This is a genomic window from Variovorax paradoxus NBRC 15149 (genome assembly GCF_001591365.1).
GTDB classification, from domain to species: domain Bacteria; phylum Pseudomonadota; class Gammaproteobacteria; order Burkholderiales; family Burkholderiaceae_C; genus Variovorax; species Variovorax paradoxus.
Genome location: NZ_BCUT01000001.1, coordinates 1176640 through 1202568, shown reverse-complemented (window position 1 = coordinate 1202568; position 25929 = coordinate 1176640). Strand labels below are relative to the sequence as shown.

24 protein-coding genes are annotated in these 25929 nt (G+C 68.3%); 13 read left to right on the top strand and 11 right to left on the bottom strand.

Annotated elements, in window-relative coordinates; translation table 11 throughout:
* Nucleotides 1–6: 6 nt before the first annotated feature.
* The 3 genes from sdhD to VPA02S_RS05705 form a co-directional block, all read right to left on the bottom strand.
* Complete coding sequence (sdhD, locus tag VPA02S_RS05715) at nt 7–372, bottom strand: succinate dehydrogenase, hydrophobic membrane anchor protein (protein ID WP_012746574.1); 366 nt, start codon at nt 370–372, stop codon at nt 7–9.
* Between the two features lie 13 nt (nt 373–385).
* Nucleotides 386–832: a succinate dehydrogenase, cytochrome b556 subunit gene (gene sdhC / locus VPA02S_RS05710; protein ID WP_062362747.1), complete on the bottom strand. Its 447-nt coding sequence runs from the start codon at nt 830–832 to the stop codon at nt 386–388.
* 225 nt (nt 833–1057) lie between these two features.
* Nucleotides 1058–1816, bottom strand: coding sequence for a GntR family transcriptional regulator (locus VPA02S_RS05705; RefSeq protein WP_080515726.1), 759 nt, complete (start codon nt 1814–1816; stop codon nt 1058–1060).
* A 183-nt stretch (nt 1817–1999) separates the two neighbouring features.
* On the opposite strand from VPA02S_RS05705, the gene VPA02S_RS05700 reads away from it, so the two are divergent.
* The 6 genes from VPA02S_RS05700 (at nt 2000) to VPA02S_RS05675 (ending at nt 10487) form a co-directional block, all read left to right on the top strand.
* Nucleotides 2000–2986 carry a malate dehydrogenase gene (locus VPA02S_RS05700; protein ID WP_012746577.1) on the top strand — a complete coding sequence of 329 codons (987 nt, stop codon included), beginning with the start codon at nt 2000–2002 and terminating at the stop codon, nt 2984–2986.
* A 15-nt stretch (nt 2987–3001) separates the two neighbouring features.
* Nucleotides 3002–3781: a trans-aconitate 2-methyltransferase gene (tam, locus tag VPA02S_RS05695; RefSeq protein WP_062362744.1), complete on the top strand. Its 780-nt coding sequence runs from the start codon at nt 3002–3004 to the stop codon at nt 3779–3781.
* Entirely contained in the window at nt 3778–4776 is a 999-nt protein-coding gene (locus tag VPA02S_RS05690) for an HpcH/HpaI aldolase/citrate lyase family protein (protein ID WP_012746579.1), read from the top strand. Before tam ends, VPA02S_RS05690 begins: the two co-directional genes overlap by 4 nt.
* 33 nt (nt 4777–4809) lie before the next feature.
* Nucleotides 4810–5361: a hypothetical protein gene (locus tag VPA02S_RS05685; protein ID WP_012746580.1), complete on the top strand. Its 552-nt coding sequence runs from the start codon at nt 4810–4812 to the stop codon at nt 5359–5361.
* Between the two features lie 87 nt (nt 5362–5448).
* Nucleotides 5449–8037 carry a bifunctional aconitate hydratase 2/2-methylisocitrate dehydratase gene (locus VPA02S_RS05680; RefSeq protein ID WP_062362741.1) on the top strand — a complete coding sequence of 863 codons (2589 nt, stop codon included), beginning with the start codon at nt 5449–5451 and terminating at the stop codon, nt 8035–8037.
* A 191-nt stretch (nt 8038–8228) separates the two neighbouring features.
* Entirely contained in the window at nt 8229–10487 is a 2259-nt protein-coding gene (locus VPA02S_RS05675) for an acyl-CoA dehydrogenase (RefSeq protein WP_062362738.1), read from the top strand.
* Here VPA02S_RS05675 and VPA02S_RS05670 read toward each other — a convergent pair.
* Entirely contained in the window at nt 10393–11238 is an 846-nt protein-coding gene (locus VPA02S_RS05670) for a helix-turn-helix domain-containing protein (RefSeq protein ID WP_062362735.1), read from the bottom strand. The genes VPA02S_RS05675 and VPA02S_RS05670 overlap by 95 nt on opposite strands.
* 132 nt (nt 11239–11370) lie before the next feature.
* Here VPA02S_RS05670 and VPA02S_RS05665 point away from each other — a divergent pair, with 132 nt between their 5' ends.
* The 7 genes from VPA02S_RS05665 (at nt 11371) to VPA02S_RS05635 (ending at nt 19140) form a co-directional block, all read left to right on the top strand.
* On the top strand, nt 11371–11784 hold the full coding sequence (locus VPA02S_RS05665; protein ID WP_018903270.1) for a hypothetical protein: 414 nt from the start codon (nt 11371–11373) through the stop codon (nt 11782–11784).
* 153 nt (nt 11785–11937) lie between these two features.
* Entirely contained in the window at nt 11938–14805 is a 2868-nt protein-coding gene (locus tag VPA02S_RS05660; protein ID WP_062362732.1) for an aconitate hydratase, read from the top strand.
* The gene (locus VPA02S_RS05655) at nt 14802–15254 is read left to right on the top strand and encodes a metallophosphoesterase family protein (RefSeq protein ID WP_062362729.1); all 453 of its coding nucleotides are present in this window, start codon (nt 14802–14804) and stop codon (nt 15252–15254) included. Before VPA02S_RS05660 ends, VPA02S_RS05655 begins: the two co-directional genes overlap by 4 nt.
* 145 nt (nt 15255–15399) lie before the next feature.
* Nucleotides 15400–15708 carry a FeoA family protein gene (locus VPA02S_RS05650; protein WP_026283843.1) on the top strand — a complete coding sequence of 103 codons (309 nt, stop codon included), beginning with the start codon at nt 15400–15402 and terminating at the stop codon, nt 15706–15708.
* The gene (gene feoB / locus VPA02S_RS05645) at nt 15701–17596 is read left to right on the top strand and encodes a ferrous iron transporter B (protein ID WP_062362726.1); all 1896 of its coding nucleotides are present in this window, start codon (nt 15701–15703) and stop codon (nt 17594–17596) included. The genes VPA02S_RS05650 and feoB overlap by 8 nt, the downstream gene beginning before the upstream one ends.
* 63 nt (nt 17597–17659) lie before the next feature.
* Nucleotides 17660–17950: a DUF6587 family protein gene (locus VPA02S_RS05640; protein ID WP_018903275.1), complete on the top strand. Its 291-nt coding sequence runs from the start codon at nt 17660–17662 to the stop codon at nt 17948–17950.
* A gap of 5 nt (nt 17951–17955) precedes the next feature.
* Entirely contained in the window at nt 17956–19140 is a 1185-nt protein-coding gene (locus VPA02S_RS05635; protein ID WP_062362723.1) for an FAD-dependent monooxygenase, read from the top strand.
* 21 nt (nt 19141–19161) lie between these two features.
* Here the strand turns inward: VPA02S_RS05635 and VPA02S_RS05630 are convergent, their stop codons facing one another.
* The 7 genes from VPA02S_RS05630 to VPA02S_RS05600 form a co-directional block, all read right to left on the bottom strand.
* Nucleotides 19162–20412, bottom strand: coding sequence for a carbohydrate kinase family protein (locus tag VPA02S_RS05630; protein WP_062362720.1), 1251 nt, complete (start codon nt 20410–20412; stop codon nt 19162–19164).
* A 73-nt stretch (nt 20413–20485) separates the two neighbouring features.
* Nucleotides 20486–21334, bottom strand: coding sequence for a tryptophan 2,3-dioxygenase (gene kynA, locus VPA02S_RS05625; protein WP_062362718.1), 849 nt, complete (start codon nt 21332–21334; stop codon nt 20486–20488).
* Nucleotides 21331–22617: a kynureninase gene (kynU, locus tag VPA02S_RS05620; RefSeq protein WP_062362713.1), complete on the bottom strand. Its 1287-nt coding sequence runs from the start codon at nt 22615–22617 to the stop codon at nt 21331–21333. The genes kynA and kynU overlap by 4 nt, the downstream gene beginning before the upstream one ends.
* An 11-nt stretch (nt 22618–22628) precedes the next feature.
* Nucleotides 22629–23282 carry an arylformamidase gene (gene kynB / locus VPA02S_RS05615; protein ID WP_062362710.1) on the bottom strand — a complete coding sequence of 218 codons (654 nt, stop codon included), beginning with the start codon at nt 23280–23282 and terminating at the stop codon, nt 22629–22631.
* A gap of 78 nt (nt 23283–23360) precedes the next feature.
* A complete protein-coding gene (locus VPA02S_RS05610; protein ID WP_018903281.1) occupies nt 23361–23669 on the bottom strand; it encodes a YkgJ family cysteine cluster protein in 309 nt (102 codons plus the stop codon).
* A 24-nt stretch (nt 23670–23693) separates the two neighbouring features.
* Nucleotides 23694–24629: an ornithine carbamoyltransferase gene (gene argF, locus VPA02S_RS05605; RefSeq protein WP_012746596.1), complete on the bottom strand. Its 936-nt coding sequence runs from the start codon at nt 24627–24629 to the stop codon at nt 23694–23696.
* The gene (locus VPA02S_RS05600; protein WP_062362707.1) at nt 24626–25834 is read right to left on the bottom strand and encodes an aspartate aminotransferase family protein; all 1209 of its coding nucleotides are present in this window, start codon (nt 25832–25834) and stop codon (nt 24626–24628) included. Before VPA02S_RS05600 ends, argF begins: the two co-directional genes overlap by 4 nt.
* Between the last annotated feature and the right edge of the window lie 95 nt (nt 25835–25929).

Below are 25929 nucleotides of genomic sequence, written 5' to 3'. Positions count from 1 at the left end.
GTGGGGTCAGATCTTCCAAAGCACTTGAATGGCCCAACCCGCACAACCGACAAGCCAGACGATGGTGAAAATTTGCAGGGCGAGGCGAATGCCGACGGGCTGGACGTAGTCCATCCACACGTCGCGCATGCCGACCCACACGTGGTAGAGCAGGGAGGCGATCACGCAGAAGGTCAGCACCTTCATCCACTGCGCGGCGAAGATGCCGGCCCACAGGTCGTAGCCGATGGGGCCGCGCGTGAAGATCAGCTGCGCGAGCAGGATGATCGTGAAGAGCGCCATCAGGCCGCCCGTGATGCGCTGGCTGAGCCAGTCGCGCAAACCGTAGTGCGCGCCGACGACGATGCGCTTGGAGCCGTAGTTCACAGACATGGTTGGCTCCTTCTCAGTACAGGCCGAACAGCTTGGCGCCGAGCACCAGGGTGAGCAGGATGCTCAGGGCCAGCGTGACCACGGCGGAGGTCTGGCCGAACTCCTTGGTGACGGCGGCGTGGCTCACGTCCATCCAGAGATGGCGCAGGCCGGCGATGAAGTGGTGCAGGTAGGCCCAGATCAGCGCGAGAGCCACCAGCTTGATGAACCAGCCCGGAACGAAACCAAGGCTGCTGTTGAACGCGGCCTTGAACCTGGCGAAGGAGTAGTCGGACGAAAGCGAGGTGTCGAACATCCAGATGATGAACGGCAGCAGCAGGAACATGAGCACGCCGCTCACGCGGTGCAGGATCGACACGATGCCGGCCGGCGGCAGCCGGTAGGTCGTGAGATCGGTGAAGGCGTTGATGTTTCGGAATTCGCGGCGCGGCGGCCGGGGAGGAGTTGCAAGCTCTGTCATTGGGGGGAGGCTTTCGTGGCTTGGTGGCTTGTTCTGAGAGCGAACGCTTTTGTTTCTTCTGCGGAATGCAAACAACGCAAAATTCTATTGCAATGCACCATTGCGTGGCGGAGGTGCCCGCGTCGGCGCAGCGCTGCAGTCGGATGCTAGGGAGTTCGCGGCGTGTTGTGCGCGAATCTTCGGCGCTGCCATGCGGTGGGGTCGTGATGCCATCTGGATGCGCGCTCAGCCGAGCTGGTTGCGGTAGTGGTGCGTGTCGGTGCGGTAGAGGCCGCGGCGCAGTTCCATCGGCGTGTCGTGGTAGGTGTGGGCCAGGCGCTCCACGCTGAGCAGCGGCATCTGCAGCGGCACGTCGAGCAGCGCGGCCTGCTCGGCATCGGGCAGCACGGCGCGGATCTTTTCTTCGGCGCGCACCATGCGCACGCCGAATTCGGTTTCGAACATGGCGTACATCGGGCCCGGCCAGGCGCGCAGGCGTTCGGCCGTGAGGCCCTTGAACGGCGCGCCGGGGAGCCAGAGGTCTTCGAGGATGGTCGGGACGCCGCCGTAGGCGAGCACGCGCCGCACCTGCAGCACCGCGTCGCCCGTGCGCAGGCCCAGGGCACGCGCCACGTCGGCCGAGGCGCGCTGGCGGCGGCAGTCGACGATGGTGCGCTCGGCCGGACCCTCGGTGCTTGGCGTGCCAACATCGGGCACCAGCTTGAGGAAACGGTACTGCACATGCTGCTCGGCGTGCGTGGCGACGAAGGTGCCCTTGCCCTGGCGCCGCACCACGAGGTTTTCGGCCGAGAGTTCGTCGATGGCCTTGCGCACCGTGCCCTGGCTCACGCGAAAGCGCACCGCCAGGTCCATCTCGCTGGGAATGGGCTCGCCCGGCTTCCACTCGCCGGCCTGCAGGCTCTGCAGGATCAGCGTCTTGATCTGCTGGTAGAGCGGGCTGAAGGAGGGCGTCGCAGAATCTTCGAGGACGGTGGGGGCATTCATGGCAGCGGTGGGTGCGCCGTGGCGGAACCCCGGAGCATATCTTATATAAGACATAAGACGAGGCCTGCTGAATCGGCTTAAAATGCGGGCCGGCCTGCGCCGCGGGAAGGATTCCCGCCCTGCAGGACCATCGGCGCCACGCGCGCCCGCCGATACCGTTTCACCATCTTCTGGAGTCTTCCCATGAGCAAAAAACCCGTCCGCGTTGCCGTCACCGGTGCCGCCGGCCAAATCGGTTACGCCCTGTTGTTCCGTATCGCGTCCGGCGAAATGCTCGGCAAGGACCAGCCGGTCATCCTGCAACTGCTCGAGATCCCCGACGAGAAGGCCCAGAAGGCGCTCAAGGGCGTGATGATGGAGCTCGACGACTGCGCCTTCCCGCTCTTGGCCGGTATGGAAGCCCATGGCGACCCGATGACCGCCTTCAAGGATGCCGACTACGCCCTCCTGGTGGGTTCGCGTCCGCGCGGCCCGGGCATGGAGCGTGCCGAGCTGCTGGCCGTCAACGGCGCCATCTTCACGGCGCAGGGCAAGGCGCTCAACGCCGTGGCCAGCCGCAACGTCAAGGTGCTGGTGGTCGGCAACCCCGCCAACACCAACGCCTACATCGCGATGAAGAGCGCACCCGACCTGCCGCGCAAGAACTTCACCGCCATGCTGCGCCTGGACCACAACCGCGCCGCCAGCCAGATCGCCGCCAAGACCGGCAAGGCCGTGGCCGACATCGAGAAGCTCGTCGTCTGGGGCAACCACTCGCCCACGATGTACGCCGACTACCGTTTTGCCACCATCAAGGGCGAAAGCGTCGCCAAGATGATCAACGACCAGGAATGGAACGCCAACACCTTCCTGCCGACCGTTGGCAAGCGCGGCGCCGCCATCATCGAGGCCCGCGGCCTGTCGTCGGCTGCCTCGGCCGCCAACGCCGCCATCGACCACATGCGCGACTGGGCCCTGGGCACCAACGGCAAGTGGGTCACCATGGGCATCCCGTCGGACGGCCAGTACGGCATTCCGAAGGACACGATGTTCGGCTTCCCGGTCACCTGCGAGAACGGCGAGTACAAGCTGGTCGAAGGCCTGGAAATCGACGCCTTCAGCCAGGAACGCATCAACAAGACGCTCGAAGAACTGCAAGGCGAACAGGCCGGCGTTGCGCACCTGATCTAAGCCAAGACCGCCGGCATGCTCGACTGGAACCCCGCGCTCTACCGTCGCTACGAGGACGAGCGCACCCGCCCCGCACAGGAACTCCTGGCGCGGGTGCCGTTGCCGGAGGCGGCCCGCGTGGTCGACCTCGGCTGCGGCCCGGGCAATTCCACCGAGCTGCTGGCCAACCGGTTCCCGACGGCGAAAGTCGTCGGAACCGACAACTCCGAAGCCATGCTGGCGAGCGCGCGCGAACGCCTGCCGCAGGCACGCTTCGAGTTGAGCGACATCGCGACCTGGGCGCCGCAAGACGAAGCGCCCGACCTCATTTACGCCAACGCAGCCCTGCAGTGGGTGCCCGATCACGAGCGGCTGATCCCGCGCCTGTTCGCTGCGCTGGCCCCCGGTGGCGTGCTCGCCATCCAGATGCCCGACAACCGCGAGGAGCCCACGCATCGCCTGATGCGCGCCGTGGCGGCCGAGGCGCCCTGGGCCGAGCCCATCGGCAATGCCGACCGGCTGCGCACCTTGCTGCTGCCGCTCGGCGGCTACTACGACCTGCTCGCGCCTGCCGCGGCCAGGGTCGATGTCTGGCACACCATCTACCAGCACCCCATGGCCGATGCCGCGGCCATCGTCGAGTGGGTGCGCGGCACGGGGCTCAAGCCCTTCGTCGACCGCCTGCCGGCCGACCTGCAGGCCAGCTACCTGGCCGAATACGAGCGCCGCGTGGACCAGGCCTATCCTGTGCGCACCGACGGCAAGCGGCTGCTCGCCTTCCCGCGCATGTTCATCGTGGCGCAGAAAAAAGCATGACCAAAGCCGCCCATCCCGCTGAAGTGCTGCTCGGCGCGCAGGCCGGGGCCGTGAGCCTGCCGGTGTGCGACCACTACAGCGGCGTCGAGGCGCGCATGAAGAAGAGCCTCGCGCTGCAAGCCGAGATGGCCGATGAATTCGGTGCCTGCGTGTTCGACGTGACGCTCGACTGCGAGGACGGCGCCCCCGTGGGCGGCGAGGCGGAGCATGCCGCGCTCGTGACCGAACTGGCATTGGCCGCCAAGCCCGGCATGCGCGTGGGCGTGCGTGTTCACCCGGTGGACCATCCCGCCTTTGCCGGCGACGTGATCACCATCGCCGGCCGCGCCGGCCATCGCCTCAGCCACCTGATGGTGCCCAAGGTGGAGTCCGTGGCCGACGTCGCGCAGGCGGTGGCGGCGCTCGAGGCGGCCGATGCCGATGCGCTGCCGCTGCATGTGCTGATCGAATCGCCGCTGGCCGTGCACAACGCGTTCGAGATCGCGGCGCATCCGCGCGTGCAATCGCTGAGCTTCGGCCTGATGGACTTCGTTTCCGCCCATGCGGGCGCGATTCCCGCCGATGGCATGGGCGCGGCCGGGCAGTTCACGCATCCGCTGGTGGTGCGCGCCAAGCTGGCCATCGCATCCGCCGCGCATGCCTACGGCAAGGTGCCTTCGCACTGCGTGGTCACCGAGTTCAACGACACCGGCGCGATGCGCCTGGCAGCCCGCAAGGCGGCCGCCGAATTCGGCTACACGCGCATGTGGAGCATCCATCCGAACCAGATCCGGCCCATCCTGGAGGCATTTGCGCCCGATGAGGCGCAGATTCAAATTGCCACAAAAATCATTACAAATGCGGCCCTCGCAAATTGGGCTCCGACGCAAATTGATGGCACATTGCACGACCGCGCGAGCTATCGCCATTTCTGGCAAGTGCTGACGCGTGCCCACGCAACAGGGCGCGCGCTGCCGCCAGAAGCCAAAACCTGGTTTGCACTCGCGGCCTCCTGAAACTTCCGAATCCAGCCTCAAGGAAACACACCCATGAAGAAAATTGCCCTGATCGCCGCTATGGCCCTGGCGCTTCCGTTCGCCGCCACGGCGCAGACCACCCCCGCCAAGCCGGCCGCCAAGTCCGAAGCCAAGAAGGCGCCCGCCAAGAAGCAGGTCACCCGCAAGGCCGCCAAGGCCGTCGAGGAAGTCACGCCCATCGCCGACGAAACCAACATCGTGCTGACCGAGGCCGACCTGGCCGTCGCCAAGCGCGTTTCGCTCGGCAAGGCCCAGTGCGAACTCGGCGCCGACGTGACCGTGGACGCCGACGAGAAGAAGCCCGGCTTCTTCAACGTGTCGACCAAGGGCGTGAAGTACCGCATGCACCCGGTCGAAAGCCGCACCGGTGCCATCCGCCTCGAAGACCCCCGTGCCGGTGCCATGTGGCTGCAGCTGGGCAACAAGTCGATGCTGATGAACCAGAAGGCGGGCCTGCGCATTGCCGACGAATGCCAGACCGCCGAGCAGGTCGCGTTTGCCGAAGAAATGAAGAAGAACCCGCCCAAGAGCCTGTTCGAAGGCGCCGACGCGGCCAAGAAGTAAGAGAGTCCCACACGGGGTGCGGTGCGGCGCGGCTCTTGCTTGCCGTACTGCACGCCCGTCAGCCAGCCAGTTTCCGGAGAAAAGAAGATGTTGCAAGCCTACGTTGACCATGTTGCCGAACGCGCCGCGCTCGGTATTCCGCCGCTGCCATTGAGCGCGAAGCAAACCGCCGAAGCCATCGAGCTCCTCAAGAGCGCGAATGCCAAGGACGGTGCCTTCCTGCTCGATCTGCTCACCCATCGCGTGCCCGCCGGCGTCGACGACGCGGCCAAGGTCAAGGCGAGCTACCTGGCGGCCGTGGCCCACGGCACCGAGAAGAACGCGTTCATCTCGCGTGCGCGTGCCACCGAACTGCTCGGCACCATGCTCGGCGGCTACAACATCAGCCCGATGATCGACCTGCTCGACGACGCCGAAGTCGGCGCCGTGGCGGCCGAGGGCCTGAAGAAGACCCTGCTGATGTTCGACCAGTTCCACGACGTCAAGGAAAAGGCCGACAAGGGCAACGCCCACGCCAAGGGCGTGCTGCAAAGCTGGGCCGATGCCGAATGGTTCACCAGCCGTCCCGAAGTGCCGCAAAGCATCACGGTCAGCATCTTCAAGGTGGCCGGTGAAATCAACACCGACGACCTCTCTCCCGCACCCGACGCCACCACACGTCCCGACATTCCGATGCACGCGCTGGCGATGCACAAGAACGCCCGCCCCGGCATCGTCCCTGAAGAAGACGGCAAGCGCGGCCCGGTGAAGTTCATCGAGGACCTGCGCGCGCGCGGCCACCTCGTGGCCTATGCCGGCGACGTGGTCGGCACGGGTTCGTCGCGCAAGAGCGCAACCAACTCGGTGCTGTGGTTCACCGGCGAAGACATTCCCTTCGTGCCCAACAAGCGCTTCGGCGGCGTCTGCCTCGGCGGCAAGATCGCGCCGATCTTCTACAACACCATGGAAGACTCGGGCGCGCTGCCCATCGAGCTCGACGTGAGCCAGATGAACATGGGCGACGTGGTCGAGCTGCGTCCCTACGAAGGCAAGGCCCTCAAGGACGGCAAGGTGATTGCCGAATTCAAGGTCAAGAGCGACGTGCTGTTCGACGAAGTGCGCGCCGGCGGCCGCATTCCGCTGATCATCGGCCGCGGCCTCACGGCCAAGGCGCGCGAAGCACTGGGCCTGCCCGTCTCCACGCTGTTCCGCCTGCCGACCAGCCCGGTCGACACCAAGAAGGGCTACTCGCTCGCACAGAAGATGGTCGGCCGCGCCTGCGGCCTGCCCGAAGGCACCGGCGTTCGCCCCGGCACCTACTGCGAACCCAAGATGACTTCGGTCGGCTCGCAGGACACCACCGGCCCGATGACGCGCGACGAGCTGAAAGACCTGGCCTGCCTGGGCTTCTCGGCCGACCTCGTGATGCAGTCGTTCTGCCACACGGCGGCCTACCCGAAGAAGGTCGACGTCAAGATGCACCATGAACTGCCCGATTTCATGGCCAACCGCGGCGGCGTCTCGCTGCGCCCGGGCGACGGCGTGATCCATTCCTGGCTCAACCGCCTGCTCACGCCCGACACCGTCGGCACCGGCGGCGACAGCCACACCCGCTTCCCGATCGGCATCAGCTTTCCCGCGGGCTCAGGCCTCGTGGCGTTCGCGGCCGCCACCGGCGTGATGCCGCTGGACATGCCCGAGTCGGTGCTCGTGCGCTTCAAGGGCAAGATGCAGCCCGGCGTCACGCTGCGCGACCTGGTCAACGCGATTCCGCTGTATGCCATCAAGAGCGGCCTGCTCACGGTCGAGAAGAAAGGCAAGAAGAACATCTTCTCGGGCCGCATCCTCGAGATCGAGGGCCTGCCGGACCTGAAGGTGGAGCAAGCCTTCGAGCTGAGCGACGCCTCGGCCGAGCGCTCGGCCGCCGGCTGCACGGTGCACCTGAACAAGGAACCGATCATCGAGTACATCAACAGCAACATCACGCTGATGAAGTGGATGATCGCCGAAGGCTATGCCGACGCCCGCACGCTGGCGCGCCGCATCGCCGCGCAGGAAGCCTGGCTGGCGGACCCGCAACTGCTCAAGGGCGATGCCGACGCCGACTACGCCGCCGTCATCGAGATCGACCTGGCCGACATCCACGAGCCGATCGTGGCCTGCCCGAACGACCCCGACGACGTGAAGACGCTGAGCGACGTGGCCGGCGCCCAGATCGACGAAGTGTTCATCGGCTCGTGCATGACCAACATCGGCCACTTCCGTGCGGCTTCCAAGCTGCTCGAAGGCAAGCGCGACATCCCGGTCAAGCTGTGGATCGCGCCGCCCACCAAGATGGATGCGCACCAGCTCACCGAGGAAGGCCACTACGGCGTGTTCGGCAATGCCGGTGCGCGCACCGAGATGCCGGGCTGCTCGCTGTGCATGGGCAACCAGGCGCAGGTGCGCGAAGGCGCCACGGTGATGTCGACCAGCACCCGCAACTTCCCGAACCGCCTGGGCAAGAACACCAACGTGTACCTGGGTTCGGCCGAGCTGGCCGCGATCTGCTCGCGCCTGGGCCGCATCCCGACGCGCGAGGAGTACATGGCCGCCACGGGCGTGCTCGACGCATCGAGCGCGCAGATCTACCAGTACCTGAACTTCGACAAGATCGACGACTACAAGACCGAGGCCGGCGCCGCAGTCGCGGCCTGATCCTCGGGCGCTTCGCGCAATGGATGGGAGCCCCGCTTCGGCGGGGCTTTCTTGCGTCTGGGGTGGCACTTTTATCCGGCTGCCCGGCAATCTCCGACACGCAGGGGCGCCCTTGGCCGGCCGGGAAAGCCGGCCTCTCTGACAAGATGGCCTTTCTCCGCCGCTTGCCGCGGAGAACAAGGAGACACGCCATGCCTCTGGCCTCTCTGATCGGCCGATGGGCCATGCAGCCGTTTTCCAAGGCGCTGCCGCCGCTCGGCGACACCGAGCGCGCCGCGCTCGAGGCCGGCACCGTCGGCTTCGAAGGCCTGCTTTTTGCGGGGCGTCCCGACTTCGACCTGCTTTCGGCCATGGGCCCCAACCGGCTCAGCGAGCGCGAGCAATCCTTCATCGACCGCGAGGTGTGCGAGCTGTGCCGCATGCTCGACGACCACGCCATCGACCAGGCGCGCGACCTGCCGCCCGAGGTGTGGCGCTACCTGCGCAACAAGCGCTTCTTCGGCATGATCATTCCCGAGGAGTTCGGCGGCCTTGGCTTTGGCCACTACGCGCACGCCACGGTGGTGGCGCGCATCGCCACCGTCAACATCGCCGCCGCCGTGACGGTGATGGTGCCCAACTCGCTCGGGCCCGCGGAGCTGCTGCTGCGCTATGGCACCGACGCGCAGAAGGTGCGCTACCTGCCGCGCCTGGCCGATGGCCGCGAGCTTCCATGCTTCGGGCTGACCTCGCCCTACGCGGGCTCCGACGCGGCGGCCATTCCGGACCGCGGCGTCATGGTCGAGCGCGAATTCGGCGGCCGGCGCACGCGCGGCTTCCTGGTCGACTTCGACAAGCGCTACATCACGCTCGCGCCCGTCGCCACCGTCGTGGGGCTGGCCTTCCATGCGGTGGACGAGAGCAGGCCCGAGGGCGAGCGCGAACTCGGCATCACCTGCGCGCTGATTCCGGTGCCGCACGAAGGCATGGAGATCGGCCGGCGCCACCGCCCGATGGACAGCGCCTTCATGAACGGCCCGATCCATGGCCGCCAGGTGTTCGTGCCGGTGGACTGGGTGATCGGCGGCGAAAAGCAGGTGGGCCAGGGCTGGCGCATGCTGATGGAGTGCCTGGCCGCGGGCCGCGCCATCTCGCTGCCCGCGCTCGGCTCGGCCATGCAGCAGACGGCGCTCTACGTGAGCAACGGCTATGGGCAGATCCGCGAGCAGTTCGGCCTGCCGATCGGCAAGTTCCATGCGGTTGCGGGCCTGATCGCGCAGATGTCGGCCGAGCTCTATGCGAGCGATGCGGCGCGGCGCTTCACCGCGGCCGCGCTGGACAAGGGCGAGCGGCCGAGCGTGGCCAGCGCGATCCTCAAGGTGCAGCTCACCGAGGCCGGGCGGCGCGCCGTGAACCACGGCATGGACATCCTGGGCGGCAAGGGCATCATCGCCGGGCCGTCGAACCTGCTGGGCGTGTCGTACCGGCAGGCGCCGATCGCGATCACCGTGGAGGGCGCCAACATCCTGACGCGCGCGCTCATCGTGTTCGGCCAGGGCGCGATCCGCTGCCATCCGCATGTGCTGGCCGAAATGGCGGCCGTGCAGGCGCGCGACGAGAAGGCGCTGGGCCGGGCGCTCGTCGCGCACGGCAGGCACGTGGCTGCCAATCTGTGGCACAGCCTGTTCGGCGCGCCGGTAGTGGGCGAACCGCCCGAGGCGCTGGCGCGCGAGGCGCGGCTGATCGCGCGCATGAGCGCCAAGTACGCGCTCACCGCCGACCTGGCCATGGGCCTGCTCGGGGGCAGGCTCAAGCGCATGGAGCTGCTGTCGGCGCGGCTGGGCGACGTGCTCGCGCACCTGTACCTGGCCAGCGCGAGCGTATGGCGCTACCGGGTCGATGCGGCGCCCGAATTGCTGCCCTTTGCCCAGGCCGCGATCCGGCTGCAGCTGGACGAGGCGGGGAAGATCCTGCGCGACCTGTATGCCAACCTGCCGACTGCCGGGCGGCGCGTGATCGGCGCGCTGGTGCTGCGCCGCACCGCGCACCTGGCGCCGCTGCGCGACGTGCAGCTGATGGCGCTGGCCGAACTGCTGCGCACCGATCCGCGCATCGTCCAGCGGCTGGCGCCGGACCTCAGCGAGCCCGCGGCCGGCGGCCTGCGCGACCTGATGCATGCGATGGAACTGGGCGAGCAGCTCGGCGGCGACACCGCGGCCATGCTCGACAAGGCGCTGCGGCGCACCCGCTCGTTCGAGGAAGCCGCAGGCTCGGCGCCCGATCCGGGACTGGCGCTGGCCTACCTCAAGGCCGCCGACAAGGTGATCCAGGTCGACGACTTCGAAGGCCCCGCGCAGCAGCAGGCGCGCGCGGCGCTCAACCGGCCGGCTGCGCCGCCAGCGCAGCCAGCGCCGCGGCCGTCTGCGCATCGGCCGGAAAGAAGGACTCCACCGCCAGTTCCTGCAAAGTGACGTCCACCGGCGTGCCGAAGATGGTGGTGGTGCTGATGAAGCTCAGCACGCCGTTCGGCGTGGCCAGCTGAAAGGGCACCACGACGCCCGAAAGCTCCGTGTCGGCCGCGGGCGTGTCGTGGCTCACCTGGGGCGTGGGATAGGCTTCGAGCTCGTCGTGCAGGGCCTGCAGCACGGTGTCGCCGGTGGCGGCAATCTGCTGCTGCAACCGTTCGAGCAGATGGGCGCGCCACTGCGCGAGATTGGCGATGCGCGAAGCCAGGCCCTCGGGATGCAGGCTCAGGCGAAGCACGTTGATGGGCGCCTTCACCAGCTCGGGTGCGGCGCCCGCCATCAGCATCGGCACCAGCGCGTTGTGCGCCACCAGGTTCCAGTGCCGGTCGACGGCCAGGGCGGGGAACGGCTCATGGCCCTTGAGCACCAGGTCCACCGCGCGCCGGGCCGAGGCCATGGCCGGGTCGTCGAGCGAGCGCTGACGGTACATCGGCGCGAAGCCCGCGGCCACCAGCAGCGCATTGCGCTCGCGCAGCGGCACGTCGAGCCGCTCGGCCAGGCGCAGCACCATCTCGCGGCTGGGCGCGGCGCGGCCCGTCTCCACATAGCTCAGGTGTCGGGTCGAGACCTCGGCTTCCTGGGCCAGGTCGAGCTGGCTGAGCCGCCGGCGGGTGCGCCAGTGCCGCAGGTGGGCGCCGAACGGATCGCGCGCGCCGGGCTGGCCGGCAGCGGTGGAGTGGGTGCGGGTGGTGTTCATGGCCCGCATTCTGGCGCGGTGCCGATGCCGCGCCATGACCTCCCAGGTCATCGACGCGATGCAGGCCGAACGGAATCATTGGCTCCAACGCGGCAGGACTGGCTTGCGGCGTACCACCCGAAGGAGATCCGCATGTCCGTCTTTGCATCCCCCCGCTTCCTGCCCAACGTGATGTGGGCCGACGCCGCCTCCTGCGCCGCGACCGGTGCGCTGCAGGTCGTATTCACCGGCGCGCTTGCCAGGCTGACCGGCCTGCCGGCGCCGCTGCTCATGGGAACCGGTGTCTTCCTGCTGGCCTATGCCGCCGCCGCGGCCTTGATGGCCAGCCGCCGCACGCCGCCGCGCACGCTGATCGGCCTTGTGGTGGCGGGCAACTTCGGCTGGGCCGTGGCCTGCATCGCGCTGCTGGTGAGCGGCGCGTTCGCGGTGACCGCGCTGGGCACGGCCTGGGTGCTGGCGCAGGCGCTGTGCGTGGTGGTGCTGGCCGAGCTGCAATGGACCGGCCTGCGCCGCACCCGAGGCGGCGCGGACATGGCGCTGGCCTGAGTGCGCGGGATGCCGGCAACGCCCCTTCACCCGGCATTTTTCGCGATGAGGAACGCCGCAGGCCAGAGGACCGGGTTGGAATACAGACTACAGCAGCTGACATCGTTCCCCGCTATCCTTGAAGAGCTTCCACGAACAATCAGGAGTTCCTCAATGGCCAAAGCACCGGCGCACCCCTTTGCGTCCACCCTCAAGACCTTCAAGACCGCATCGGGCAAGTCCGGCAAGTACTGGTCGCTGAAGGAGCTGGCCAGGCAATATCCCAGCGTCGAGCGGCTGCCGGTGTCGATCCGCATCGTGCTCGAGTCGGTGCTGCGCAACTGCGACGGCAAGAAGGTCTCGGCCAAGCATGTCGAGGAGCTGGCCCGCTGGGCGCCCAATGCGGACCGCATCGACGAGATCCCGTTCGTCGTCACCCGCGTGGTGCTGCAGGACTTCACCGGCGTGCCGCTGCTGGCCGACCTGGCCGCCATGCGCAGCGTGGCCGCCAAGCTCGGCAAGTCGCCCAAGACCATCGAGCCGCTGGTGCCGGTCGACCTGGTGGTCGACCACTCGGTGATGGTCGACTACTACGGCACGCCCAAGGCGCTCGACCTCAACATGAAGCTCGAGTTCCAGCGCAACAACGAGCGCTACCAGTTCATGAAGTGGGGCATGCAGGCCTTCGATACCTTCGGCGTGGTGCCGCCGGGCTTCGGCATCGTGCACCAGGTCAACCTCGAGTACTTTGCGCGCGGCGTCTACAAGAGCTCGAACGACAACGCCGAGGTGCCGGTGTACTACCCCGACTCGCTGGTGGGCACCGACAGCCACACCACCATGATCAACGGCGTGGGCGTGGTCGGATGGGGCGTGGGCGGCATCGAGGCCGAGGCCGCCATGCTGGGCCAGCCTGTGTACATGCTGACGCCCGACGTGGTGGGCTTCGAGCTCACCGGCAAGCTGCGCGAAGGCGTCACGGCCACCGACCTCGTGCTGTACGTCACCGCCATCCTGCGGGCCGAGAAGGTGGTGGGCAAGTTCGTCGAATTCTTCGGCCCGGGCGCCGCGTCCATCGCGGTGCCCGACCGCGCCACCATCGGCAACATGGCGCCCGAGTACGGCGCCACCATGGGCTTCTTCCCGGTCGACGAAATGACCGTGGCCTACTTCGAGGGCACCGGCCGCACCAGGGAGGAGGTCGAGCGCTTCGAGGCCTACTACAAGGCGCAGGGCCTGTTCGGCATGCCGGCGCCCGGCGACATCGACTACACCAAGATCGTCAAGCTCGACCTGGGCACCGTGTCGCCGAGCCTGGCGGGTCCGAAGCGGCCGCAGGACCGCATCGACCTGGGCCACCTGTCGACCAAGTTCGCCGAGCTCTTCAGCAAGCCCAACGACGCCAACGGCTTCAACCAGCCGGCCGAGCGGCTCAAGCTGCGCTATCCGCTCGCCGTGAACGGCCAGGGCGGCGACGAGGAGGCCGCGCCGCCGCCGCCGGGCGCGCCGCGCGACATGGTCGAGATGGTGGACAACCGCTCGACCAAGGCAGCGGCCCATGTGAGCGCCACGGCGCCTCCGGCGCCCAAGGGCGGCGTGAGCATCGGCAACGGCGACGTGCTGATCGCGGCCATCACCTCGTGCACCAACACTTCCAACCCGAGCGTGATGCTCGCGGCCGGCCTCTTGGCCAAGAAGGCGGTGGAGGCGGGCCTCACGGTCAAGCCGCACGTCAAGACCTCGCTTGCGCCCGGTTCGCGCATCGTCACCGAATACCTCGAGAAGGCGGGCCTCCTGCCGTACCTCGAGAAGCTGGGCTTCTACCTGGCGGGCTACGGCTGCACCACCTGCATCGGCAACGCGGGCGACCTCACGCCCGAGATCAACGACGCCATCGTCAAGAACGACCTGGTCGGCGCAGCCGTGCTCTCGGGCAACCGCAACTTCGAGGCGCGCATCCATCCGAACCTGAAGGCCAACTTCCTGGCCTCGCCGCCGCTGGTGGTGGCCTTCGCGATCGCGGGCAACGTGATGGTCGACCTGATGACCGAGCCCGTGGGCAAGGGCAAGAACGGCAAGGACGTGTACCTGGGCGACATCTGGCCGAGCCCGAAGGAAATCGACCAGAACCTGCGCCATGCGATGAACGCCAAGTCGTTCCGCGCGAACTACGACAAGGTCAAGACCGACCCGGGCAAGTTCTGGAGCAGCATCAAGGGCACGACGGGCCAGGTCTACGACTGGCCTTCCTCCACCTACATTGCCGAGCCGCCGTTCTTCGAGGGCTTCAAGATGGAGCCGCACGCCTCGGACGCGGGCTTCAAGGGGGCGCGGATCATGGCGCTGTTCGGCGACTCGATCACCACCGACCACATCTCGCCGGCCGGCTCCATCAAGGAAAGCTCGCCCGCGGGCATCTGGCTCAAGGCGCACGGCGTGGCCAAGGCCGACTTCAACAGCTACGGCTCGCGGCGCGGCAACCACGACGTGATGATGCGAGGCACCTTCGCCAACGTGCGCATCAAGAACCTGATGATTCCGCCCGACGTCAACGGCACGCAGGAAGAGGGCGGCGTCACGCTGTTCCAGCCGGGCAACCAGAAGATGTTCATCTATGACGCCGCCATGAAGTACATGGAGCAGGGCGTGCCGACGGTGGTCTTCGGCGGCGAGGAATACGGCACCGGCTCCTCGCGCGACTGGGCCGCCAAGGGCACGCAGCTCTTGGGCATCAAGGCCGTGGTGGCGCGCAGCTTCGAGCGCATCCACCGCGCCAACCTCGTCGGCATGGGCGTGCTGCCGCTGCAGTTCCGCGGCGCCGATTCATGGCAGACGCTGGGCCTCACGGGCGACGAGCAGATCGACGTGGTGATCGGCGGCGAGCTCAAGCCGCAGATGGACGTGAAGCTCGTGGTGCACCGCGCCGACGGCAGCCACCAGGAGGTGACGGTGCGCCTGCGCATCGACACGCCGATCGAGGTCGACTACTACAAGCACGGCGGCATCCTGCCCTTCGTGCTCAGGCAGCTGCTCGCGGCTTGACCCGCGTCGGCCTCATCTCCGACACCCACGGCCTGCTGCGCCCGGAGGCCGTGGCGGCGCTGCAGGGCAGCGACTTCATCGTGCATGGCGGGGACATCGGCGATGCGGGCATCCTCGAGGCGCTTGCCGCCATCGCGCCGCTGACGGTGGTGCGGGGCAACAACGACCGCGAGCCGTGGGCCGGCCGCATTCCGGAAACGGCCTTGCTGCAGGTGGGCGGCGTGATCGTGCATGCGGTGCACGACCTGTCGCAGCTCGCCGCCGCCCCCGCCGGCGTCCGCGTGGTGGTCTCCGGCCACTCCCACAAGCCGAAGATCGAGGAGCGCGCCGGCGTGCTCTACGTCAATCCGGGCAGCGCCGGGCCGCGTCGATTCAAATTGCCAATTGCGGTGGCCGAGCTCATTGTCGATGGCGATGCCGTGTCGGCGCGCATCCTCGAACTGGGCTGAATGCGCCCCGGGGCGGCCGCAAACCCCAAAAAAAGAACCCGGCCCGCGAGGTCAAAGGGCCTTGGTCAGGTTTCTGCGATTGAGAATTGATAGCATCTAGCTTTTGCTCCATTGGCGCGCCTGGAATCCGGCGCACTTTCTTACCGTGCAAACCAACCATTTCGGGGCCGCGCCGGCATCTTCCGGCCTGCGGCTCGACCAGCTTCCCGACAACCAGTGGGCCACCGTGCTCGACGTGGCGCGGCCCGAGGGCGCGGACGACCGCGAGCTCGTGCTGCGCCTGACCGAGATCGGCTTCGTGCCGGGCGAGGCCGTGCGCATCGTCGCCCGCGGCCTGCCGGGGCGCGAGCCGCTGGCGGTGCGGCTGGGCCACACCACCTTCGCATTGCGGCGCCATGAGGCCGCATTGATCCACGTGGCGCCGGGCCTGGCGGAGGGCGCAAGCCATGGTTGAGGCCGTCATCCAGGGACCGGGGCGCCTTGCGGCCACGGCGCAGCCCGCGCGCATCGCGCTGTTGGGCAATCCGAACTGCGGCAAGACGGCGCTGTTCAACCTGCTCACCGGCAGCCGCCAGAAGGTGGCCAACTATGCCGGCGTGACGGTCGAGCGCAAGGAAGGGTCGCTGCGCACCGCGTCGGGCCGGCGCGTGTTCGTGCTCGACCTGCCGGGCGCCTACAGCCTCAACGCGCTCAGCGTGGACGAGGCCGTGACGCGCGACGTGGTTACCGGCAAGAGCAGCGAGCCCCTGCCCGACCTGCTGGTGTGCGTGACCGACGCCACCAACCTGCGGCTCAACCTGCGGCTCGTGCTCGAGGCCAAGCGCCTGGGTCTGCCGATGGTGGTGGCGCTCAACATGACCGACATGGCCAGGAAGCAGGGCATTGCGGTCGACACGGCCGTGCTGTCGCGCGAACTGGGCGTGCCGGTCATCGAGACCGTGGGCGTGCAGTCGGGCGGCGCGCAGGGCCTGCTCGAAGCCCTCGATGCGCCGGTGGCCGCCGCGGCGCCGCTGCCCTGGCAGCCGCCGGGGCTGGACGACGTGCTGGCCACGCAGCGCGAAGTGCGCCGCATCCTCGGCCTGGCCGTGCATGAGCCGGTCGGCAGCCTGGCCGCCAGCGACCGCATCGACCGCGTGGTGATGCACCCGGTGTGGGGCCTGCTGGTGCTCGCGGTCACGATGTTCCTGATGTTCCAGGCCGTGTTCAGCTGGGCCAACGTGCCCATGGACGCCATCAAGGCCGGCACCGAAGGCCTGGGCAACCTGCTGAAGGCCCACATGCCCGAAGGCATGCTGCAGAGCCTGCTGGTGGACGGCGTGATTGCCGGCGTGGGCGGCGTGATCGTGTTCCTGCCGCAGATCCTGATCCTGTTCCTTTTCATCCTGGCGCTGGAAGACTCGGGCTACCTGCCGCGCGCGGCCTTCCTGCTGGACCGCGTGATGGGCACCGTGGGCCTGTCGGGCCGCTCCTTCATTCCGCTGCTGTCGAGCTTTGCCTGCGCCATTCCCGGCGTGATGGCCACGCGCACCATCAGCAACTGGCGCGACCGCATCACCACCATCATGATCGCGCCGCTCATGACCTGTTCGGCGCGCCTGCCGGTCTATGCGCTGCTGATCGCGGCCTTCATTCCGGCGCGCACCGTGGGCGGCGTCTTCAACCTGCAGGGCGTGGTGCTGTTCGCGCTGTATGTCTTCGGCATCGTGTCGGCCATGGCGGTGGCCTGGGTGATGAAGCGCTTCCGCGACAGCAAGCAGCACTCGCCGCTGATGATGGAGCTGCCGGCCTACCGCTGGCCCAACCTGCGCAACCTGGCGCTCGGGCTCTACGAGCGGGCGTGGATCTTCATCCAGCGCGTGGGCACGATCATTCTCACGCTCACGATCCTGCTGTGGTTCCTGTCGACCTTTCCGTCGCCGCCCGAAGGCGCCACGGGCCCGGCCATCCAGTACAGCCTGGCGGGCATGATCGGCCGCGGCCTGGAGCACATCTTTGCGCCCATCGGCTTCAACTGGCAGATCTCCATCGCGCTGGTGCCGGGCATGGCGGCGCGCGAAGTGGCGGTGGGCGCGCTCGGCACGGTGTATGCGCTCTCGGCCAGCGGCGACGACGTGGCCGGCCAGCTCGAGCCGCTGATCGCAGGCAGCTGGTCGCTCGCAACGGCGCTGTCGCTGCTGGTCTGGTATGTGTTTGCGCCGCAGTGCATTTCCACGCTCGCGGCGGTCAAGCGCGAAACCGGATCATGGAAGTACGTCTGGATCATGGCCGGCTACCTGTTCGCACTGGCCTACCTGGCGTGCTTCATCACCTACCACGTGGCGCTGGCGCTGGGCGCGGGATGACCTGCCGCAAGGCTTGAGCGATGTTTCTGGGTTAGTCTCGAACGCGCGTTGGAGTAAACGGACATGACACAGCAATTGATCGTCGGATTGATCGTCGCGGCCGCCGCGTTCTATGCGGTCTGGCGCTGGATGCCCGCGGGCTGGCGGCGCAGTGCCGCGCACAAGCTCGCGGCCGGCACGCACCGCGCCGGACTGGTCGACCAGCAGCGCGCCGATCAGCTGGCGGCCTCGCTTGCCAAGAGCTCGGGCTGCGGCTCCTGCGACAGCTGCGGCAGCTGCGGACCCAAGACGCCCGCCAACCCACCCGAATCCGACAAAGCCGGCCAGGGCCCGCTGTCCACGCACAGCCGCTGAGGCCGATGCCCACGCACATCCTCGTCGTCGGGGGCGGCATCGGGGGGCTTTCTGCTGCGCTGGCACTGTCCCGCGGCGGCCACCGCGCCGATGTCTTCGAGCAGGCGCCCGCGTTCGCCGAGATCGGCGCCGGCATCCAGATGGGGCCCAACGTCACGCGGCGCCTCGCGCTGCTGGGCCTGGCCCAAGGCCTGGAGGCCATCGCCGCGCGGCCCGATGCCCTCGTGGTGCAGAGCGCGGGCAGCGGCGCCGAACTGGCCCGCCTGCCGCTGGGCGATGCGATGCGCGAGCGCTACGGCGCTCCTTATCTCTGCGTGCACCGCGCCGATCTGCATGCGCTGCTGCTCGAAGCGGTGCGCGCCCGCGGCAGGGGCACCCTGGTGACCGACGCGCGCATTGCGCAGGTCGAGACCAGCGACGATCTCGTGTGCATCTCGAGCAGCGGCGCGCGGGCCTGGGAAGGCGAGGCGCTGATTGGCGCCGACGGGCTCTGGAGCTTGGCGCGGCAACGCCTCGACGTGCCGTCCGCAGCCGAGCCGCCGCGCGCCACCGGCCACACGGCCTGGCGCGCGATGGCCGAGCAGGCCGCGCTGCCGCAGGTCCTGCGCCGCGGCCGGATCGACGTGTGGCTTGGCCCGCAGCTGCATGCGGTGGCGTACCCGGTGCGCGGTGGCGCCTGGCTCAACGTGGTGGTGATCGCGGAGTCGGCGCCGGCCGGCGATGCGCGCGACTGGGACCAGGCCAGCAGCCTCGCCGCACTGCAAAAGGCCACGGGCCGGAGTGGGCGCGCCTTGCAGGCCTTGCTCGAAGCCATGCCCGGCTGGCGCGCCTGGACGCTCAGCGACCGGCCGCCGCTGGCCTCTGCGGCCGAGATGGCCCACGAGCGCGTGGCGCTGGTGGGCGATGCCGCGCATCCGATGGTCCCCTACCTGGCGCAGGGCGCCGGCATGGCCATCGAGGATTCGGTGGCGCTGGCCGAGGCGCTGGGCCAAGGCAGTGCGGCCGACGTGCCGGCCGCCTTCGCGCGCTATGCCGAGGCGCGCTGGCAGCGCAACGCGCTCGTGCAGGCCAAGGCCCGGCGCAACGGCCAGATCTTCCATGCAGCCGGTGCGGTGCGCATCGGCCGCGACCTGGCAATGCGCGCGCTGGGCGCACGGCTGCTGGACCAGCCCTGGCTGTACGGCGGCTGAGTGCAGCCGCGCCGCGCACCCTCAGAGCCTGAAGGTCTGCAGGTGCTCGATGCGTTCGGCCAGGCCCTCGGCACCCAGGTAGTGGCCATGCGTGCCTTCCCGGACCTCGAGCAGCGTGGCTTCGAGTTCGGCCAGCGTCGCATCGCGTTCGACCACGAAGGCGGGCGGCACGTCGATGCCGGCCTCTGCACATGCATCGGCGACCAGGTGCGCGCTGGCGGGCGCACCACAGGCCGCGCATTTGACGATGGCCGCCACGCTGGGCTCCGCCCCGTTGGCAAGCAGCGCGCCCGTGAGCTCGGGCGAGATCTGGCCGTCGACATGGCCCAGCGCATCGCGCGCCACCGGCGCGCCCGCGCGCACCAGCGCCATGGCCGCGGCGAAGGCGCCCTGGCCAATGGCCACGTCGGTGGCCAGCGCGCTGCCCTGCTGCGGGCCGTCGAAGCTCACGCCGGCGGCCGCGAGTTGGGCCACCAGATCCGCGTCGTCGGTGCCGATGGCGTGGTGCAGCGCGGCACGCGCAATGGCCGGCAGCCGGCGCAGCGTGCCGTCCGCCAGCGGCGTGCGCCAGTCGACCACGGCGCGGCAATAGAAGGCCACCAGCTTGTCCATCAGGTCGAGGTCCAGCCCATGGTCCTGGTGCCGGTCGTCGAGGTACTGCAACAGGTCCTGGCCCGAGAAATAGTCGCCCGTGGGCGCCAGCGGATCCTCGTCCAGGTGCAGGGCCGCGAAGGCGCCGCGCAGGTCGGGCGCGATGGCGCTCACGCTGTCTTCGTGCAGCGCATGCGTCCAGGCGGGCGGCAGCCCGTGCTTCCATGCGACGATGCGGCCGTGCTCGGGGCCGGGCTCGACCACCGCATAGACGCGGTCGAGGTATTCGAAGCCGCCGAAGGGCAGGTGCGTGAGCTTGCCGCTCCAGGCGCGGCCTTCTTCCTTGGCGGCTTCTTCGGCCAGCTCTTGCTCATGTTCGATCCAGCCCTGCAGGTCGCGGTAGCCGTCGCTGCCGTCCCAGAACAGTTCCGACCAGCTGATGGATTCCACATTGCCGCTCATCGGCAGCGACAGGTCGTAGTCGAGCCGGCCGCCCGCCGTCTGCCGCCACAGCGCAGCCAGCGCCTCGGGAAGCGGGCCGGCGCACAGCGCCTCGATGGCGGCGATCCGCTGCGCCGGCATGGGCGGCTGGGCCTCGAAGATCACGCGGTCTGCGAACAGGACCACGCCATGCTCGCGCAAGGTCGCAAGCTCTTCGAGCGAGAACTGGACATCGTTCATGGCAGTGCCTCCGTTGTTGTTGCCAACGAATGTAGCGCTTCGGGCGGATGGGGCAAGCGGGGCAAGCGATAGCTTACAGATCGGTGCGCAGCTTCCAGATTTCGGGGAACAGCACCACGTCGAGCATCTTGCGCAGGTAGCTCACGCCGCCGGTTCCGCCCGTGCCGCGCTTGAAGCCGATCACGCGCTCCACTGTGGTCACGTGGCGAAAGCGCCAGAGGCGGAAGGCGTCTTCGAGGTCGGTGAGCTTTTCGCCGAGCTGGTACAGGTCCCAATGGTCGTGCGGGTTGCGGTACACCGTGAGCCAGGCTGCTTCCACGCCGTCGCTGGCCTGGTAGGGCTGGGTCCAGTCGCGCTCCAGGTGATCGGCGGGCACCGGCAGGCCATGCCGTGCGAGCAGCTTCAGCGACTCGTCGTAGAGCGACGGCGAGCGGTAGGCCGCATCCACCTGAGCGAGCAGGTCGGGCCGGTGCGCATGCGGCTTGAGCATGGCGGCGTTCTTGTTGCCGAGCGCGAACTCGATGCAGCGGTACTGCGCGCTCTGGAAGCCGCTGGAGTTGGCGAGGTAGGGCCGCATTGCCGTGTACTCGGGCGGCGTCATGGTCGAGAGCACGGTCCATGCGCTCACCAACTGTTCCATGATGCGGCTCACGCGCGCGAGCATCTTGAAGGCGTCGGCCAGCTTCTCCCCTGCGATGCAGGTGGTGGCGGCGCGCAGTTCGTGCAGCATCAGCTTCATCCAGAGCTCGCTGGTCTGGTGCTGCACGATGAACAGCATCTCGTCGTGCGCGGGCGACAGCGGATGCTGCGCGTTGAGGATCTCGTCCAGGTGCAGGTAGTCGCCATAGCTCATCGACGCGCTGAAATCCAGCTGCGCCATTTCCTCGTGGACGATCTTCTCGGGGTTCTGGTCGGTGCTCATGTCACTGCGTTCTTGCGGTTGAATTCGGCGCGCCGCCACTCGCCCGTCTCGAGCACCTGCACCAGGTGCTCGACCGAGTTCCACACGTCCTCGAAGCCGAGGTACAGCGGCGTGAAGCCGAAGCGGAGGATGTCGGGCATCTGCGAATCGCCGGCGCGGTAGTCGCCGATCACGCCGCGCGCGATCAGCGCCTGCACGATGGCGTAGGCGCCTTCGTCGCGGCTCAGGCACACCTGCGAGCCGCGGCGCGCATGCTCGCGCGGCGTGACGAGCGAGAGGCCTTGTCCGGCGCAGCGTTCTTCGACCAGCTGGATGAAGAGATCGGTGAGCGCGAGCGACTTGGCGCGCAGCGCGGCCATGGCGCCATTCGCGCCGTTGAAGGATTCGGCCGCGAGCACGGTGTCCAGGCCGCACTCCAGCCCCGCCAGCGCGATGACCGGCTGCGTGCCGCAGAGATAGCGGCCCACGCCCGGCGCGGGGCGATAGTGCGGCGTGAACTCGAAGGGCGCGGCATGGCCCCACCAGCCCGACAGCGGCTGCTCGAACTTGCCCGCGTGCCGCGTGTGCACCCAGGCGAAGGCCGGCGCGCCGGGGCCGCCGTTCAGGTACTTGTAGCCGCAGCCGATCGCGTAGTCGGCATTGCTTTCATTGAGCGCCACGGGCACGGCGCCCGCGCTGTGCGCCAGGTCCCACACCGTGAGCGCGCCGGCGGCATGCGCGGCGGCGGTGACGGCCTTCATGTCGTGCATGGCGCCGGTGCGGTAGTTCACGTGCGTGAGCATCAGCACGGCCACTTCATCGGTCAGCACCGAATCCGGGCCTTGCAGCTCGCCCGCCTCGATCAGCTTGAGCGTGAAGCCGCGCTCGCGGCACAGCGACTCGGCAATGTAGAGGTCGGTCGGGAAGTTGCTGCGCTCGCTGACCACCAGCTTGCGCCCCCTGTCCTTCTGCTGCGAGAGCGCCGCGAACAGCACCTTGTAGAGATTGACCGAGGTGCTGTCGGTGCACACCACTTCGCCGGGCGCGGCGCCGATCAGCCGTGCCACCTTGTCGCCCAGGCGCTGTGGCAGGTCGAACCAGCTCGCGGTGTTCCACGAGCGGATCAGGCCTTCGCCCCATTCCTTGGCCACCACCTCGGCGATGCGTGCGGGCGCGGCCTTTGGCAGCACGCCGAGCGAGTTGCCGTCGAGGTAGAGCACGCCCTCGGGAATGATGAATTGGTCGCGCAGGGCGCGCAGCGGGTCTTGCGCGTCGAGCGCGCGGCAGTCTTCGAGGGTTGTCATGGTGGAGGTTTTCAGCGGGGAAATTCGCGCAGCACGGCGCGAACCGGGGAGGCATCGGCGCTGACCAGCTTGAGCGGCAGCGCGATGAGTTCGTAGTCGCCTTCAGGCACGTCGTCGAGCACGAGGTTCTCGAGCACGCGCAGGTCGAGGCGGCGGATGCGTTGGTGGCTTTCCAGCGTCTTGCTGTCGGCCGGGTCGATGCTCGCGGTGTCGATGCCGATGAGCTTCACGCCCATGGCCGCGAGCCGCTCGACGGTGGCGGGCGCATAGGCCGCGAGCTGCGGGTCCCAATGCTCGACGGGCATCGCGGCATAGGTGCGCACGAGCACGCGCTGCGGCATCTGGCTCGTGACGGCGTGCGCGATGTGCTCCCACTCGATCAGCGGCCCCTTGGCAATGGCGTGGATCACCCGGCACGGGCCGAGGAAGGGCGCAAGGTCGACGAGGCCGATGGCCCGGCCTTCGGCGTCGTAGTGCAGCGGCGCGTCGGCATGCGCGCCGACATGCGGTGAAAGCTTGATCTCGCTGACGTTGACCGGGCAGTCGGGCGAAATGGTCGCGGCCCAGCGCTGCTGGTAGGGCGTGTCGCCGGGGAACACCGGCGCGCCTTCATGCACGGGCGGCGAGATGTCCCAGAGGCGGAGTTGGGGTTGCAGGGAACGCATGGCGCAAAGTTAGCGCCGGGCGGGGGGTCGTGGTGTCGGTTATTTCCAACACACGGCGTGACGAGATGATCGACCGGCTCAGGAAGGCAGCCCCGGCAGCCCATGGCGCGCGCGGGCCCGCTCGCAGGCGCCGCTGCCGGCCTGCAGCTCATGGCAGGGGTTGGGGCGCCATTCGTAGATGCCGCAGGCCACGGCCTGGCCGATCTTGCCGGTGAGCGCGGCGCAGCGCGGCGGCGTGTGGTCGGTGCCGCGCATGCGGCAGAGGGCGCCGTTCACATCGACCGCAAGGCCGGAGGGCACCCTGCCGCCGTTGTCGTCGAGTTCATGGATGCTGAAGTCGACGCGGTAGCTGGCGCAGCAGGCGCCACATTGCTGGCAATGGGACACGCGGCTGCGCCTTCGGTCAGGAGCTCAGAGCCGCCCCAGCAGCAGAAACTCCATCAGCGCCTTCTGCGCATGGAGCCGGTTCTCGGCCTCGTCCCACACCACCGACTGCGGACCGTCGATGACCTCGGCCTGCACCTCCTCGCCGCGGTGAGCCGGCAGGCAGTGCATGAAGAGCGAGTCGGGCTGGGCGATGCGCATCATGTCCTCGTCGACGCACCAGTCGGCAAAGGCCTTGCGGCGCGCCTCGTTCTCGGACTCGTAGCCCATGCTGGTCCAGACGTCGGTGGTCACCAGGTCGGCGCCGCGGCAGGCTTCCATCGGGTCCTTGAAGACCTGGTAGCTGTCGGCCGAGCGCAGGCCCGCCACCGACTGGTCGACCTCGTAGCCGCTGGGCGTGCTCACGTGCACCTTGAAGCCGAGGATCTCGCTGGCCTGCAGCCAGGTGTTGGCCATGTTGTTGCCGTCGCCGACCCAGGCCACCGTCTTGCCCTGGATGGAGCCGCGGTGCTCGATGTAGGTGAAGATGTCCGCGAGGATCTGGCAGGGGTGGAATTCGTTGGTCAGGCCGTTGATGACAGGTACGCGCGAGTGCGCGGCGAAGGTGTCGATCTTGGTCTGCTCGTAGGTGCGGATCATCACCAGGTCGACCATGCGGCTGATGACCTTGGCGCTGTCCTCGATGGGCTCGGCGCGGCCGAGCTGGCTGTCGCCGGTGGTCAGGTGCACCACGCTGCCGCCGAGCTGGTACATGCCCGCCTCGAAGCTCACGCGGGTGCGCGTGCTGGCCTTCTCGAAGATCATGGCCAGCGTGCGGTCGGTCAGGGGCTGGTGCTTCTCGTAGGTCTTGAACTTCTTCTTGATGATCGCCATGCGATCGAAAAGATAGGCGTATTCGTCGGCCGTGAAGTCCGAGAACTGCAGGTAGTGGCGGATGGCGTTGGGCGTGGTGGCGGTCGTCATTGCGCTGCGGGCTCCGACAGGAATGTTTTGACGATGGGCGCGAGGATCGCGACGATCTCGTCGGCCTCGGCAATGCTCAGGATGAGCGGCGGCACCAGGCGGATCACCTTGTCGGCCGTCACGCTCAGCAGCAGGCCGGCGTCGCAGGCGCGGTTCAGGATGACGCCGCAGGGCCGGTCGAGCTCGATGCCCAGCATCAGGCCCTGGCCGCGGATTTCCCTCACGCCGGCCAGGCCGCCGATCTCGCGTTCGAGCGCGGCCTTCAGGTGCTCGCCCACGGTGGCGGCGTTCTCGAGCAGCTTGTGCTCTTCCATGATGCGGATGGTCTCGATGCCGGCGCGCATCGCAAGCGGATTGCCGCCGAAGGTGGTGCCATGGTTGCCGGGGCCGAAGATGTGGGCGGCCTTGGGGCCGGCCACCACGGCGCCGATCGGCACGCCCGAGCCCAGGCCCTTGGCCAGCGGCATCACGTCGGGCTTGATGCCGGCCCACTGGTGCGCGAACCACTTGCCGGTGCGGCCCATGCCGCATTGCACTTCGTCGATCATCATGAGCCAGTCGCGCTGGTCGCACAGGGCGCGCACCTGCTTGAGGTATTCCCAGCGCATCGGGTTGATGCCGCCTTCGCCCTGGATGGTCTCGAAGAACACGGCGACCACGTTGGGGTTGCCTTCGGTGGCTTTCTTCAGGGCCTCGATGTCGTTCAGCGGCACGCGGATGAAGCCCTCGACCAGCGGGCCGAAGCCGGCCTGCACCTTCGGGTTGCCGGTGGCCGACAGCGTGGCGATGCTGCGGCCGTGGAAAGCGGCTTCGTACACCACGATCTCGGGCCGCTCGATGCCCTTGTCATGGCCGAACTTGCGCGCGAGCTTCAGGGCCGCCTCGTTGGCTTCCAGGCCGGTGCAGCAGAAGAAGGCGTTGGTCAGGCCCGACAGCTCGGTCAGCTTGGCGGCCAGCTGTTCCTGGCCGGGCACGTGGTAGTAGTTGGAGCTGTGGATCAGCTTGCTGATCTGGTCCTGCAGCGCGGGCACCAGCTCGGGGTGGTTGTGGCCCAGCGTATTCACGGCAATGCCGCCGAGGCCGTCGAGGTAGGCCTTGCCCGCGGTGTCCCAGACTCGGCAGCCCTGGCCGTGCGACAGCGCGATCGGCAGGCGACCGTAGGTGTTCATGACGTGGGGCGAGGTGGGCTGGGCGGTAGCGCTCATTCGGTTCTCCAGATAGGGAACCGCGGATTCTAGGCGTGCGCTTTGACGGCTTCGTTGAGGATTCCGCATTACAGCAATGCCCGCTTCCCGGGAGG